Below are 14,047 nucleotides of genomic sequence, written 5' to 3'. Positions count from 1 at the left end.
TCGTCGGGCTCATAACCCGAAGGTCGTAGGTTCAAATCCTGCTCCCGCAATAAGGCTCGGTAGCTCAGTTGGTAGAGCAATGGATTGAAGCTCCATGTGTCGGCGGTTCGATTCCGTCTCGCGCCATTTAAATATTTTGGAAGGGTAGCGAAGAGGCTAAACGCGGCGGACTGTAAATCCGCTCCTTCGGGTTCGGGGGTTCGAATCCCTCCCCTTCCATAACCTTAACTACGGGCATAGTTTAAAGGTAGAACTAAGGTCTCCAAAACCTTCAGTGTGGGTTCAATTCCTACTGCCCGTGTTTTAAAATTATGGCGGGTGTGGTGAAGTGGTTAACACACCAGATTGTGGCTCTGGCATGCGTGGGTTCGATCCCCATCACTCGCCTATTTTATATTATTGGGGTATAGCCAAGCGGTAAGGCAAGGGACTTTGACTCCCTCATGCGTTGGTTCGAATCCAGCTACCCCAGTTACTATTTGCCGGCGTGGCGGAATTGGCAGACGCGCTGGACTCAAAATCCAGTGTCCGCAAGGACGTGCCGGTTCGACCCCGGCCGCCGGTATAATATAGTATTAAGAAACATTGTTAAATCAATGTTTCTTTTTGCTTTGGTCAACTTATGGTCAACAATTCTCTTTTTTAACTAAACTTGTTAATACTGAACGAACTTTATTGTTTTCAATTTCTGCTTTTTCTTTTATAAGATGGCCGTAAGTTTCAGTTATTTGTTTAATATCTCGATGACCCATTAACTTTGAAACTGCCCAAATATCAACACCCATTGCTAACATTGTTGAACAATACGTGTGTCTCAAACCTGTGCTTGTCATAGTTTGAGGATAAATTTTCAAATCTTTTAAAATTTGTTTTAGATGCTTATTGATTCCTGCATTTGTTACAATCTTATAATTCAAATCTACTAAAATCATATTTTCGTTATTTATAATTGTACCGTTTTCAATGAATACAGTTTGTTCTTGTTTTAATTTTTTTAGAATAGTTAAAGTATCATTATCAACAGGAATTGTACGAATTGATTCTTCAGTTTTAGGATTTGCCCACCGTTTTCTAGCTGTATCATATCGTCTATAAGTTTTGATCTCTGAACTTTGCCACAACACACAATCCCATGTGAGACCTGCAACCTCTCCTGCACGCATTCCTGTTTTTAGTTGAATTAGTAAAAGATACGGTACAATTGAAGTTGTTAAATCAAGATTATTTTCTAAATATGTTACTAGTTTTTGATAGTCATCAAAGCTATGAATATATTTTTCATCTCTTCTTTTTTTAGGGGGACGACCTGAAATAATGACACCTTCAGTAAAATCTTCTATATTAAGCTTATCTCGTTTCGCAAATACAATCACATTTCTAATTTCCGCATTCATTCTACTAACATTGTCACGACAATTTGTTTCAGCGTACTTGTTTATAAAACCTTGATATTCGCTTGCTTTAATTTTCAAAGCTGGTTTGTCTTTGAAATATTCTTTGATAAACTTACCACGCAATAAATGTTTATTAAATGTAGAGTCAGCTTTTCCGAGTGGTTTAACTGTTAATTCTAACCATTTTTCCCAAAGGGCATAGAATGTAATATTTTTATCAATTATTGCACCATTAATCAATTTTAGCTCCAGGGCTAGCGCTTCAATTTCAGCTTCTCTTTTTGTCTTAAAGCCTGAATTTGAAGCAACTACCTTTTTATTTTTATCAAAAATTCTATAATCCCATAAATTCTTTTTACCTCGTTTTCTGAATGAAACAGACATGATTACCTCTTTTCTAAAGACGATAACCAAGATATTATCTTGATTATCGTATCATAAATTAAAGATTTCTGCAAAATTTTCTTCAAAAAATTGTTTCGTTTTGCTTGCTAAGAAGTAGTACCGTCCGCCCTGATTGTTTGGATATTTCACAAACCCATCTCTGTTTTTATCAATATCAATTTTTGAGCGAATATCTGCTCGATAGAGAACATTTTCTAATAACCACGGTCGAGATACTGAAATCATCTCTAAAACCTCGGATAAGCTCATATATTTCCCCTGTGAAGCCTTGTTTTTTAAATCAAGATATTCATCTTTTTCTACTATAATATGAGAAGTAGGCAACTGTACTTCCAAATTGTCTATTTTGATTGAGATTTTATCTCCCATATTAATTTTCCTTTCATCGTCTTACTTGAATACACGCCACGGCTCTTTTTCTTTCATTAGTTCATCTTTTTTATTATTTAGAAAAATGATCGTGTCTGGTGAGGGTTTGTACTTTGTTTTGAAATGAATCAAAACATGCTTGAAAAATTCCTGAATTGCTTCTTTACCGTAAATTTTATCAATCTTGTATAGAAATGATTCTAAACCGCTGTTTTTCAATAAGTAAATATAGGTAGATAATAAATCATTTTTTCTTCTTGGTTTTGACCTCAATAAATCAAAATCAGTTGAAACATATTCCAACATAACCTTTGAAATATCCCATAATTCATCATTTTTGAAAAATAAATACTTATCTGTAAATCGTTGAAAAATCAAGCTCGATAGTTCTTTATCATTTCTACATTTTAAAATATCTAAACCAGTTTGGTTAGCGTAAGACTGCCTAATTGACATTTCAAATCGCACCCAATCATCACATTTCAAGGCTTCGTCATAATAGATGCCTTTCTTTTGCTCCTGTTCCAATTTTTTATCATAGATTCTTAACAGTAGTGAGTTTCCTTTATTTGCTTTGCTACCGACATAAATCGTTTCTGCTCTGTTATTTGTGTTAATAGTACGGACATTTGACTGATTTTTTCTCAATTTAATTGTATTTGTAACACTGTCAACATATTTTGATTTTATTATTGACTTATTTAATTCTTGATAAATCTGATTTACTTTCAAACCTTCATCTTTAAAATCAATCGCAAAATCAATTTTTGAAACTCTACAACTACCGCTAAAATAATTTTCTAATTCAAAAAATTTTTGAACTAATTGACGATACGAAATTTTTTGATTATCTTCTTCGCGTCGTTTCAAATAATGTTTTAAACCTTGCCCTGAGAATTTGAGAAAAATTCCCATTCTTGGACTGTCCGTGTTAAAACATAACAAAATTTCAAATTCATCAAAATTGATAATATGATTGTAGCCTGCAAAACCTTTTTCATTTAACTTGAAATTAACTGTGTACTTTTCTAATTCCAATAATTCATCAATTTTTAAACAGATATTAGAAGCAAATGCTTCATAATCAGACATCATCTCGTTAAAATCAGGTAAAAAAACAAATGAAATTTCATCAACATCACATTGAATCATAGTAAAATAGCTCCTTTTTAATTATTTTATAGTTGACCCCGTAAGGGGTGGGATGGGGGTCATTACTATACCCCCCTGAATGCTAGTATCCCATTATTTACGTTTCTTTCTTAATCGTTGACCATATAGAAATGCTCGTTTAAATGTACTAATCTTTTCTAAACCATGTTCGTGTAGATTAATATTCCAAAATCTCCTAGGTTTACTAAACTGTCCATCGTTTGTCATGATATACCCAGAAAATCTGGGCGCATTGTTATCAATATTATCTGTTTCTCCGAAGACCATTCTAGCTAATTCGTCTGTAATAGCTCCATTTGATAGACAGATACGAACACCTAAATTATCCCGTATTGCTGTTGAAAGCAACTCTGCCCTTGGCTGTTGCATGCAGATACAGATATAGACACCACTAGAGCGAGAACGCGAAACGATAGACAAGACCAAATCTTGAACCCTTTTTCTCATCTTAGTATCAGTTATACTTGATAACATCGCAGAATACTCTTCGATAACACACAACTTCATTTTCATCTCTTTACCGAAATTAACAAAAGTTGCGCCAGTAATGTCATCCCGTGCTGATAATTTTGCAATTTCTTTTTCACGTTTAATAACTAATTCCAACAATTCTTCAAAATACGCTAAAATTTCTTCACTGTCAGATAAAATCACACCTTTTGGAAGAAAAGTCCAAGAACTGAATTCAGATTTAACATCTAAGATTGTTAAATCAACATCTTCATTGAACATGAATACTTGTGCAAGCATTGATTTTAAAAACGTTGTTTTTGAGCTGTTTGTATTTCCGACCAATAACAGCTGAGGAGAACGTAGAAATGAAAAGGTCAAGCCTTTTTCAACTGTTATTTCAAAATCATTGACTGGTCTTAATTCAGTTATCTTCTTTGGTTTAAGCTGCCTTGCTTTCGCTTCGACAATATCATCTAATAAATAGATAAATTCTGTATTATCTTCACTTAACCAATAATCTAAAACAATGAGTGAACGATTTTTACCCACTAAACAAGCTGATAACATTTCCGCAAACTTTTCCAAATCGTCGGTAGTCTGGTCAGCTAATTTTTTAATTTTAACCGTTATGCGCCTGCTTAGCTTCTCGAAGCTCGCATGCGCTTTACTAACATCGATAAATTTGCTACCAACTTTACGATTCGCCGTTGCTGAATCCAACAATGCCTTGTGTGTTTGTCGTTCTATCAACCTTAATTGGTAGTATAGAGATACTGAACCAATTTTTGATAAATTCAAACCAAACCGAATCAATAACCAAAGATTAACCAAGAGCAAGACAGCTATTCCAATCACTATTAAATTCAGACCAAACTGTACTTCACTGCTAAAAATACCAATCTCTGTTCCTTTAAATAGTAGCCATCGAATAATACCACCACCAAATAGTAACCCAACTCCAAAAAATTGGAGTAGAGTTACTAGGCCTGGTAAGGTTGGCATCAGATGACCCGTATTTTTATTTAATTTATACCGAATCATAAATACCTACAAATTTCTTCCATTTCTTTTAACATCTTTTGGCGCATGAGTTCAAAAAACATATACGAGCGAATAAAATCAGTGTAACGACCATTTGAGTAAACTAAACTCAAATTCACAAAAGATGAAACTCGTCCTTCAACTTCCGAACGCATGTATGCTGATAAAATCTTTCGTAGTTCGATGGGCAGGTCTAAAGCTGATAAATCATCTAATTCTTTATAAATATCTTTCATATCTATTTCCTCACTACTTTAAACTAATTTCTTTGACATCTTCAGCCCAAACTTCGATGACATCGAAACTTTTATATTTATAACGCCCTCGCGGATTGACTAACTGATACAAATGTCTAAACTGAATCTTGTTCGCAATCTCTAGAGTTGGAACAACAAGACTAATCAATTTAACCGAACCATCATCTCTTGGCATCGATAAGAATACTTCATATCCGATTGACTGTTCTGAAAAGACTGGGGCGTTTTTACCATTACTGTTTTTCTCAAACCCAACAATTGGGAAAAATGGTTTTGGCTCTGTAACACTTACAGCTACACAAGTTGAGATGTTTGTGAGCATTGGGGCAGTACGACGGTCGTTTACAATTGAATCACCTGTTTGTTTTGAATTGCTTCCAAACAAACCTGTTTGAATCAAATTATTATTGTTAGTAGTCATTTTTCTTACCTTTGCTAGCTTAAAGCTAGTTCTTTCTGTTAAACATTTCTTGTAAATATTTGAACGTTCTTTATTTACATTATCAGTTTATCAAGATTAAGATTGACTGTCGATTGGTCAAAAAACAAATTTATAAAAAATATATCCATACAACTTTTCAATCTTATTCTTTCAATCTGAATAAATGAAATTAAGTGATTCATCATTTACAAGACCAGTGTATCATAAAAAACGATGCATGTAATTGAAAGAAAATAGACGACAGTTTTAGATTGTTTTATACAACTATTTTAATTGTGTAACTTAAAAATCAGTATATATAAGTGAAGATATAGTTGTACATAGGTAACAAAAAAATAAATCACAAAATAGATTGCACTGTACAATCTTTTATGTTATACTCTAAGCATAAAAAAAATGAAAGAAGGTAATGTAATGTATATACATACTATTGAATTTCTAAAACGTGCAACGATTGATGCAGTACCTGCAAAGGTTAAAAATTTTAAAGATGAACAGTTACAACAAGGGAAAAAATATTATTGGTATATGTTTCTGCATGACGAAAGAATTGGAGAAGTATCTGATATGTTTGCATATTACGGCGGAAACAAAGACACAGCTAAACAAAAAATGAGTCGATTAATGAAAGATAGTCGAACTCATTTGTCTGACAATATTTTAGAGTTGCTTGCTAAGAATATGAATGTAAGTGTTTCAGAATTGTTATGGGGTAATGAAGAAAACTGGAAGAAATTGCTTCCAAGTCTCTTTTATTTAATTATTTTTGAATCTATCAGCACATCTGATTTTAAAACAATTAGAGAGCAACAATTGAAATCAAATATGCTTGAAGTTTTGAAAGAGTCTGTCTTGTTTTCAAGTGAATTAGCTAAAAAAGAAATCGAAGCAGACTTATCTGATGGTATTGTTGCATTTGATATTTTTGATAAGAATTTATTTAAAGCTATTTCAAGACTATATCAAAATGAAGTGGAAGAAAAATTTTACAGACTATTTCAAGAATTCTTTATTGAAAAAAACTATTGTTTGAAAAAATTAGATAATAGAATAATTGATTTTGCAGAACGAGTATATGTAGATGTTATTTTTGATAACAAGAAGACAGAAGATTCGCTAGGGCTTCAGGTTTATCAGACTTCAAATTTATTTTTGAATGCTGATTATAGAGAATATAGAACAAGTATTATACAAAAGAACTTCTTGAATGAAGTAGTACAAGAAGAGGGGCAAGTATTAGAACATTATTTAGAGGAAGAACAAAGAATGATACTTGAACAAGTTTCAAAATTTGTTAATGGTTTAGATAAGATTCAAAGAAAGCAAGATGAACGATTAGGATATCGAAAGAACAACAAAAATTTATTCAAATTTGGATTTGATTTTGTAAAATTTGATGAAGAATATTTTAGAGAATCAGAAGAGAAAGTAGAAGAAACTATGATATCTACTGAACAAATAAGCGCAGATTTGAAAAAATTAGATATGTAAAAAACAACCGCTGAAATTTTTAGCGGTTGTTTATGTTGTTTAATAGGGTTGCTATTGCATCAATTATATCTGTTTTTTGTGGTTCTGCTATTTGTTCAAGTTTATTGATAATATTTTCAATTTCTTTACTCTTTTCTGGGAACTCAAAATTAAAAAATGATTTTTCATCTACTTCAAGAGCTGTGATGATCTTGTTTAACGTTTGTATTTGAAAATTATATTTTTCGTTTTCTATGTTGTGGATATGTTTCGAGCCTAAGCCAGCTAATTCGGAAAGTTTTTCTTGGCTTAAACCTTTTGTTAGTCGTAAATATCTAATTCTTTTTGCAATAAAAGTTTGTAAGTTGTTTTGATTCATAATTGTTTACCTTCAACTATTATTTTAAAGATAAAAATTATAAATAATAAGTAGCACAAATTACACTTGTATATCAAATAAGTGTTGCATATTACACTGAAAAATGTTAGAATAGTGTAGTAAAATTATAAAAAAGCTCACTTTATTAGTTTTTAAAGGAGAATTGATGAAGAAACTGCAAACCCTCACAACTTCAACAGCGATTGCGCTTGCATCAGTTGGTGCGCCTGTATTTGCTCAAGAAGCTCAAGCGACTTCAGTACCTACTGACACTACTGTCAATGAACCTGCTCTTGTTGCTAAGTCACAAGTGAAACCACTTGAAAAGAGTGAAGTTCCTGCACCTTCTACGGTAGAACCTGCTCTTGACGCTCAAAAAGCTGTTGTCAAAGATGCTGAAGCTAAGATTGATACAGCTAAAGCTGATGTAAAAGAAAAAGAAGCTACTGTTGCTTCAACTGAAAAAGAAGTAGCTACTGCTACTCAAGCTGTCAAAGATGCTGAAGCAATTGCTTCTCAAGTAACACCTGCAAAAGTTGCTCAAGTCAAAGATGCTCAAGCTAAGAACCTTGAAGCGCAAACTAATAACCAAAAAGCAACTGAAGCTACAAACGAACAAATCAAAGCTGAGACTACTGTTCTTGCTGAAAAGCAATCAGACGTGGCAACAGCTAAAGAAAATCTTGACCAAGCTGAGAAAGATGTCCAAACAGCTGAACAAACAGTCGCAAATGCAGAATCTGCACTTGACGGAACTGGACTTGCAAATGCTGAAAAAAATTTGGAAAATGCCAAAACTGCTGTAAAAGATGCTGAAGCTACAGTCGCTGAAGCTGAAGATGCCTTCAAGACAGCAAAAAAAGCTGATGAAACACGCGCAGATGCAATCAAATCAGCTGAAAATGACGTTAATACTAAAAATGATGCTGTCAAATTGGCTAAAGAAAAATTGGCAACAGCTAACCAACATGCTGAGTCAGTAGATGCTAAGTTGCAAACAGCTCAAGATGAGTTGACAAAAGCTCAAGATGCACTCAAAAATGTTGATGTTGTAAATATCCAAAATCCAACTTTCCACATCTCTGATAGTCTCCGTGATAAAATTGGTGCAAAATCAAATGATATCACATACAAAGACGCTTACGAATTGTGGGGAGCAAATGATAACGAAACAACTCGACGTGTTATGCGCGGTATGGCTGTTCAAATGTCAAGTGCTTCCACTATCAAAATCAGCGAAGCTGATAAAAATCGTCCAGTTGATTTGAATAACTTGACTGATGACCAATTGGTAGAAATCAGCCAATTCTATGCTAAAATGTTGACCCAGTTGAACCACAATTTTGGTTACAATGAAAATAAAAAAGCATATGTTTCAAGTGAAACACTTGAACGCTCAAAACGTGAAGCGAAACAATACGAAAAACGTGCCCTTGACCCACGTACAGCTGGTCACATTCCTGGAGGAATCGAAAACCTCATGCCTATGGGAAATGGAAGTGACGAACAAACAATGTATGGTCTTAAACAAGCTGTTATTAGAACATTTGAATTATCTTCATACGAAGATGAACCTTCTAAATGGGAACATCTAAGTAGTAACTTATTCAATAAAGCCTATAAACCAGTAGCTCTAACAATCGCTAACATCAATGGTGAATATTGGATGTTAACCACATTTAGTGGTAGCCAAGAAGATCCAATCGAAGACAAAACTGACATCGCAACTCTTGAAAAAGCAGTCGCAACAGCTGAAGAAAATGTGAAACAAGCTACTACTGCATCAGAAAACGCTAAGAATGCTTTGACAACAGCTTCAACTGATTACGCAAGCGCACTTAGCTTGAAAACTGAAGCTGAAAAAGTCTTGGCAGACGCAATGGCTACGCCATTGCAAACCCAAGTTGCTGAAAACAACCTACGTTTGGCAAACATTGCTCTTGAAAATGCTAAGAAACGTGAAGCTCAAGCAAGTGAAGCAGTCGCTAACTTCTCAGCAAGTCTAGCTGACAAGAAAACTGCTCTTGAAAAAGCTCAAGACGAACTTAAATCAGCTAAAACTGTTAAAACAATTGCGTCACAAGCTCTTGAAAATGCTTCAGCCAAACTTGAAGACCAAGAAACTAAACTAGACAACTTGAACAAACAAGTTACTAAACTTCTTGCTGAAAAAGATGCACTTGTTAAAGAAGCTAAAGAATTGGCTGAACAATTGCAAGCATATTTGGACGCACCTGTTGCTCTAGCAAATGCTCAAGACACTCAAGCTAAAGCTGAAGCTAAACTTGAAACAGCAAAAGCTGAACTCACTACGGCACAGTCTACTCTTGAAGACTTGTTGTCTGCGTATCGTACAGAATATGCTAAGTTGGTTGACTTGCAAACAGATTACGATGAACTCGTTGACCTTGCAGAGAAAGCTCAAGAAAATGTTGTTGCCAAATTACCTGACGGAACAGTAATTGCTATCCCTAAAGGTGCTCCAACTGCTGAAGTGCTTCCTGAATTGAATCTTGAAGAACTTGCTAAAGAAGATGCTAAAGATAGCATTGTGAAAACACTTCCTGACGGAACAATTGTCGCTGTCCTTAAAGATGCACCAGTTGCTGAAACACTCCCTACTGTCAATGTTGACGAATTGAAGAAAGCTCTTGATGCAGGTAAAGACGTTACTGTAGATGCTCAAGGAAATGTTGTTGTACGTGAAACAAAACCAGCTACTTATGAAAAACCAGTGAACGTTGATCGTCTGCAAGCTAATAATGATAAATCTAATAAAGCTTATGCAAGTGATAAAAACGTTACTATTGATAACAAAGGAAATGTTATCACAAAAGGTCAGACTTACACAAGTCAACAACAAGCATCAAGTAAATCAACTTATTCACGAGTAGAACGTGCAAAAACATTACCAAATACAGGAGAGTCATCAAGTGTTACAATGTTGGTACTCGGTGCAATTCTTGGAACATTTGGACTTGTAACAGTACGTAGAAAAAATTAGAATAATAAAAAAATCTTCTTATTACAAATAGGAAGATTTTTTTGATTCACAAAATTAGTTTAAAAGACTACGCTATTTAAACCAATTTTGAGAATGAATATTGGACTATACCGATTGCGCCGAACACGGTATCGAACTATGTATAAAAAATTGTGATTATTAAATTTAAAGACTATAAAATTAAAGCAAAAGTTTAAAATTTATTTGGTCAACCACTGGTCAATTTCCTCAATTTCAATACTAACTAGCGTGTGATAATATCTTGATTTAATCGTTTCTTGGTTATTTATTTTAACTTATTTTAACGCTAGTTTGTTGGCCGCCGGTATAGTTGAAAAGACAAGGTTTATAAGCCTTGTCTTTTTTCTTTATTTATAAAAATTTTAGTAAAAATAGGTCTATACCATTTACAAATTGTTTTGAAAGGTTTATAATGTAATTGACATAATAAATAGTAGATTATTTCTTAAGGGGGTTATCATTATGCCTAAGTATATTAAAGCTGATCAATTTTTCTATCCACATGGTATTCGTCGTGGAGGTTATTTAGAACTTATTGATGGCAAGTTTGGTAAGCATGTTGAAGAGATTTCGGATGATGCAGAAATTTTAGACTACTCTGGTTACAGCATTGCACCGGGTCTAGTTGATACACACATTCACGGTTTTGGTGGTGTCGACGTTATGGATAATAATATCGAGGGTACACTTCATACGATGAGTGAAGGCCTTCTTAGCACAGGTGTTACTAGTTTCCTACCAACTACACTAACTTCATCATACGAACAATTGCTGGCTGTTACTGAAAACATTGGTGCACGCTATCAAGAAGCATCTGGCGCTAAGATTCGTGGTATTTATTTTGAAGGACCATACTTCACCGAAGAATTTAAGGGAGCTCAAAATCCTGCCTATATGAAAGATCCGCGTATGGATGAGTTCCGTGCTTGGCAGAAGGCTGCTAATGGTCTTCTTAATAAAATTGCTCTTGCACCTGAACGTGATGGGGTTGAGGACTTTGTACGTACTATTACTGGTGAAGGTGTAACTGTTGCTCTTGGTCACTCTAATGCTACATTTGATGAAGCTAAAAAAGCTGTTGATGCCGGGGCTAGTGTTTGGGTTCATGCCTATAATGGAATGCGTGGTTTAACACACCGCGAACTTGGTATGGTTGGTGCGATGTATGAGTTACCACACACTTATGCAGAATTGATTTGTGATGGTCATCACGTGGATCCTAAGGCTTGCGAAATTCTTCTTAAACAAAAAGGAACTGAAAATATTGCCCTTATCACTGACTGTATGACAGCAGGCGGTTTGCAAGATGGCGATTATATGTTAGGTGAATTTCCAGTTGTAGTTGCAAATGGGACTGCTCGCCTTAAATCTACAGGTAACTTGGCAGGTTCCATTCTCAAACTTAAAGATGGTTTGAAAAATGTCGTCGAGTGGGGAATTGCAAATCCTCATGAAGCAGTCATGATGGCTAGTCTGAACCCAGCTAAATCAGTTCATATCGATGACGTCTGTGGACAAATTCGTGAAGGCTACGATGCAGACTTTATCGTGTTAGATAAAGATTTGGAATTAGTAGCAACTTATCTAGATGGTGAAAAACGTTATCAAGCATAATTTCTAAAGAAGAAACTAGTTTAGTTTCTTCTTTTTTTAAAATAAATTTGTTATTTCTTTCACAAATCACTTGATTTTTTCAATGAAAAGGCTTACAATTATGATATAAATAATACAAATAAAAAAGCGGAGGATTGCTTATGAAAGCTTATACTTACGTTAAACCAGGCCTTGCGTCATTTGTTGATGTTGACAAACCAGTTATTCGCAAGCCAACAGATGCTATTGTGCGTATCGTTAAGACTACTATTTGTGGTACAGACCTTCATATTATTAAAGGAGATGTTCCTGCTTGTAAGAGTGGAACTATCCTAGGGCATGAAGGAATTGGTATTGTAGAGGAAGTCGGAGCAGGAGTTTCAAACTTCAAAAAGGGTGATAAGGTTTTGATTTCTTGCGTATGTGCATGTGGTAAGTGTTACTATTGTAAAAAAGGAATCTATGCTCACTGTGAAGACGAAGGTGGATGGATTTTCGGTCACTTGATTGACGGTATGCAGGCTGAATATCTACGTGTCCCTCATGCAGATAATACTCTTTACCATACTCCAGAAGACTTGTCAGATGAAGCTTTGGTTATGTTATCTGATATCTTGCCAACTGGCTATGAAATTGGTGTCTTAAAAGGGAAAGTTGAGCCTGGCTGTAGTGTAGCTATCGTTGGTTCAGGGCCAGTTGGATTGGCAGCTCTTTTGACGGCACAATTCTATTCACCAGCTAAATTGATTATGGTGGACCTAGACGATAACCGCTTGGATACTGCAGTTTCTTTCGGTGCTACTCATAAGATTAATTCTGCAGATCCTGAAAAGGCAATTCAAGAAATTTATGATTTGACAGATGGTCGAGGTGTAGATGTCGCTATTGAGGCGGTAGGAATTCCGGCAACATTTGACTTCTGTCAAAAAATTATCGGTGTAGATGGAACAGTAGCCAACTGTGGTGTGCATGGTAAACCAGTTCAGTTTGATTTGGACACTCTTTGGATTCGGAACATTAACGTAACTACTGGATTGGTTTCTACCAATACAACTCCTCAGCTTTTGAAAGCCTTAGAAAGTCATAAAATTGAACCTGAAAAATTGGTAACTCATTATTTCAAACTTAGTGAAATTGAAAAGGCCTATGAAGTATTTAGTAAGGCCGCCGATCATCATGCGATTAAAGTAATCATTGAAAACGATATTTCAGAAGGTTAATCTTGTTTTTAAATCCAGTTATTCGTTTTAGAATAGCTGGATTTTTTGAAAATGTTATATAATTCGTGAAAATGAGCAAAATTCTTTCATTGTTCTCAAAATTTCGCTATAATATACGGTACAAAGGAAGTTAAACTATGTATCGAGTTATAAAAATGTACGGAGATTTTGAACCGTGGTGGTTTATAGAAGGCTGGGAAGACGACGTCATTGCGAGCAAAAAATTTGATAACTATTATGACGCTTTGAAATATTATAAGTCTTGTTGGTTTGAGTTAGAAAAGGAGATTCCCCTTTACAAAAGTAGAGGAGACTTGATGACTATTTTTTGGGATCCAGAAGATAAACGCTGGTGTGAAGAATGCGATGAATTCCTTCAGCAATATCATTCCTTGGCTTTGTTGGAAGATGGTCAAGTCATTCCTGATGAAAAATTTAGACCTGGTTACGAAAAGCAGACTGGTTTAGAGATCCACCGTACTTGTCGCATAAAAAAAGAAGAAACAACTTTTTAATGAAGTTGTTTCTTCTTTTTTATATTTTCTTCGAATAATAAGAATGAGGAGGAAGATATGGTACAAACACTTGCACAAGAATTGATTACACTAGCTAAAAAACAAGGAGCTCAGGACATCTATTTTGTTCCTAAAGAAAAGTCTTATGAGCTACATATGCGAGTTGGAGATGAGAGACATTTGATTATAGTTATTTAGTTTTAAAAAAGCACTCTAATGATTCAAAGATATTGGGGACTTCCCTTAATAAATCTGTCACTTTCTTTTTCAAGATAGCCCAAGCCTGCTCAATAGGATTCAAATCTGGTGAA

General features: G+C 34.7%; 12 protein-coding genes, 6 tRNA genes and 1 pseudogene. 12 read left to right on the top strand and 7 right to left on the bottom strand.

The features are described from left to right. Positions 1 to 53: 53 nt before the first annotated feature. The 6 genes from QM469_RS10340 (at position 54) to QM469_RS10315 (ending at position 565) form a co-directional block, all read left to right on the top strand. Positions 54 to 126: transfer RNA gene (locus QM469_RS10340), tRNA-Phe, on the top strand. 12 nt (positions 127 to 138) lie between these two features. Further along, positions 139 to 219, top strand: a tRNA-Tyr gene (locus tag QM469_RS10335). Positions 220 to 230: 11 nt separating this feature from the next. Then, positions 231 to 301, top strand: a tRNA-Trp gene (locus QM469_RS10330). A 13-nt stretch (positions 302 to 314) separates the two neighbouring features. Further along, positions 315 to 387, top strand: a tRNA-His gene (locus tag QM469_RS10325). A 13-nt stretch (positions 388 to 400) separates the two neighbouring features. Then, positions 401 to 472 (top strand) — tRNA-Gln (locus QM469_RS10320). Positions 473 to 481: 9 nt separating this feature from the next. After that, positions 482 to 565 (top strand) — tRNA-Leu (locus QM469_RS10315). 61 nt (positions 566 to 626) lie between these two features. Here the strand turns inward: QM469_RS10315 and QM469_RS10310 are convergent. From QM469_RS10310 to QM469_RS10285, 6 genes are all read right to left on the bottom strand, one after another. Further along, positions 627 to 1,778 (bottom strand): tyrosine-type recombinase/integrase, encoded by a 1,152-nt coding sequence (locus tag QM469_RS10310; RefSeq protein ID WP_375555374.1) that lies wholly within the window; start codon positions 1,776 to 1,778, stop codon positions 627 to 629. Positions 1,779 to 1,829: 51 nt separating this feature from the next. Next, positions 1,830 to 2,168 carry a DUF771 domain-containing protein gene (locus QM469_RS10305; protein ID WP_375555373.1) on the bottom strand — a complete coding sequence of 113 codons (339 nt, stop codon included), beginning with the start codon at positions 2,166 to 2,168 and terminating at the stop codon, positions 1,830 to 1,832. 21 nt (positions 2,169 to 2,189) lie between these two features. Beyond that, positions 2,190 to 3,320 (bottom strand): replication initiation factor domain-containing protein, encoded by a 1,131-nt coding sequence (locus QM469_RS10300; RefSeq protein WP_375555372.1) that lies wholly within the window; start codon positions 3,318 to 3,320, stop codon positions 2,190 to 2,192. A 93-nt stretch (positions 3,321 to 3,413) separates the two neighbouring features. Beyond that, positions 3,414 to 4,835 (bottom strand): FtsK/SpoIIIE domain-containing protein, encoded by a 1,422-nt coding sequence (locus QM469_RS10295; RefSeq protein ID WP_414274091.1) that lies wholly within the window; start codon positions 4,833 to 4,835, stop codon positions 3,414 to 3,416. Next, positions 4,832 to 5,071 carry a hypothetical protein gene (locus QM469_RS10290; RefSeq protein ID WP_414274090.1) on the bottom strand — a complete coding sequence of 80 codons (240 nt, stop codon included), beginning with the start codon at positions 5,069 to 5,071 and terminating at the stop codon, positions 4,832 to 4,834. Before QM469_RS10290 ends, QM469_RS10295 begins: the two co-directional genes overlap by 4 nt. 13 nt (positions 5,072 to 5,084) lie before the next feature. Beyond that, positions 5,085 to 5,513 carry a hypothetical protein gene (locus tag QM469_RS10285; protein ID WP_414274089.1) on the bottom strand — a complete coding sequence of 143 codons (429 nt, stop codon included), beginning with the start codon at positions 5,511 to 5,513 and terminating at the stop codon, positions 5,085 to 5,087. 417 nt (positions 5,514 to 5,930) lie between these two features. Between QM469_RS10285 and QM469_RS10280 the strand changes: the two genes are divergently transcribed. Continuing rightward, the gene (locus QM469_RS10280; RefSeq protein WP_414276789.1) at positions 5,931 to 7,025 is read left to right on the top strand and encodes a hypothetical protein; all 1,095 of its coding nucleotides are present in this window, start codon (positions 5,931 to 5,933) and stop codon (positions 7,023 to 7,025) included. Between the two features lie 19 nt (positions 7,026 to 7,044). On the opposite strand, the gene QM469_RS10275 is transcribed toward QM469_RS10280, so the two are convergent. Next, positions 7,045 to 7,383: a helix-turn-helix domain-containing protein gene (locus tag QM469_RS10275; RefSeq protein ID WP_414274087.1), complete on the bottom strand. Its 339-nt coding sequence runs from the start codon at positions 7,381 to 7,383 to the stop codon at positions 7,045 to 7,047. Positions 7,384 to 7,549: 166 nt separating this feature from the next. Between QM469_RS10275 and QM469_RS10270 the strand changes: the two genes are divergently transcribed. The 5 genes and pseudogenes from QM469_RS10270 to QM469_RS10250 all read left to right on the top strand — a co-directional run. Beyond that, positions 7,550 to 10,387: an SEC10/PgrA surface exclusion domain-containing protein gene (locus QM469_RS10270; protein WP_414276788.1), complete on the top strand. Its 2,838-nt coding sequence runs from the start codon at positions 7,550 to 7,552 to the stop codon at positions 10,385 to 10,387. Positions 10,388 to 10,870: 483 nt separating this feature from the next. Then, positions 10,871 to 12,022: an N-acetylglucosamine-6-phosphate deacetylase gene (nagA, locus tag QM469_RS10265; RefSeq protein ID WP_060956243.1), complete on the top strand. Its 1,152-nt coding sequence runs from the start codon at positions 10,871 to 10,873 to the stop codon at positions 12,020 to 12,022. A gap of 140 nt (positions 12,023 to 12,162) precedes the next feature. Then, a complete protein-coding gene (locus QM469_RS10260; protein WP_414276787.1) occupies positions 12,163 to 13,221 on the top strand; it encodes a zinc-dependent alcohol dehydrogenase family protein in 1,059 nt (352 codons plus the stop codon). Between the two features lie 137 nt (positions 13,222 to 13,358). Further along, positions 13,359 to 13,736, top strand: coding sequence for a DUF1033 family protein (locus tag QM469_RS10255; RefSeq protein ID WP_007555701.1), 378 nt, complete (start codon positions 13,359 to 13,361; stop codon positions 13,734 to 13,736). A gap of 57 nt (positions 13,737 to 13,793) precedes the next feature. Next, a pseudogene (locus QM469_RS10250) lies at positions 13,794 to 13,922 on the top strand (type II/IV secretion system protein); the annotation flags it as partial. Positions 13,923 to 14,047 lie beyond the last annotated feature (125 nt).

The organism is Streptococcus infantis (assembly GCF_047464215.1).
Classification (GTDB): Bacteria; Bacillota; Bacilli; order Lactobacillales; family Streptococcaceae; genus Streptococcus; species Streptococcus infantis_P.
Note: the sequence above shows the minus strand (reverse complement) of the source record. Positions and strands in the feature narration are given on the sequence as shown.

Excerpts from the sequence above, each read along its gene's own strand:
- QM469_RS10310 (WP_375555374.1), bottom strand. The coding sequence starts at position 1,778 with ATGTCTGTTTCATTCAGAAAACGAGGTAAAAAGAATTTATGGGATTAT.
- QM469_RS10305 (WP_375555373.1), bottom strand. The coding sequence starts at position 2,168 with ATGGGAGATAAAATCTCAATCAAAATAGACAATTTGGAAGTACAGTTG.
- QM469_RS10300 (WP_375555372.1), bottom strand. The coding sequence starts at position 3,320 with ATGATTCAATGTGATGTTGATGAAATTTCATTTGTTTTTTTACCTGAT.
- QM469_RS10295 (WP_414274091.1), bottom strand. The coding sequence starts at position 4,835 with ATGATTCGGTATAAATTAAATAAAAATACGGGTCATCTGATGCCAACC.
- QM469_RS10290 (WP_414274090.1), bottom strand. The coding sequence starts at position 5,071 with ATGAAAGATATTTATAAAGAATTAGATGATTTATCAGCTTTAGACCTG.
- QM469_RS10285 (WP_414274089.1), bottom strand. The coding sequence starts at position 5,513 with ATGACTACTAACAATAATAATTTGATTCAAACAGGTTTGTTTGGAAGC.
- QM469_RS10280 (WP_414276789.1), top strand. The coding sequence starts at position 5,931 with ATGAAAGAAGGTAATGTAATGTATATACATACTATTGAATTTCTAAAA.
- QM469_RS10275 (WP_414274087.1), bottom strand. The coding sequence starts at position 7,383 with ATGAATCAAAACAACTTACAAACTTTTATTGCAAAAAGAATTAGATAT.
- QM469_RS10270 (WP_414276788.1), top strand. The coding sequence starts at position 7,550 with ATGAAGAAACTGCAAACCCTCACAACTTCAACAGCGATTGCGCTTGCA.
- nagA (WP_060956243.1), top strand. The coding sequence starts at position 10,871 with ATGCCTAAGTATATTAAAGCTGATCAATTTTTCTATCCACATGGTATT.
- QM469_RS10260 (WP_414276787.1), top strand. The coding sequence starts at position 12,163 with ATGAAAGCTTATACTTACGTTAAACCAGGCCTTGCGTCATTTGTTGAT.
- QM469_RS10255 (WP_007555701.1), top strand. The coding sequence starts at position 13,359 with ATGTATCGAGTTATAAAAATGTACGGAGATTTTGAACCGTGGTGGTTT.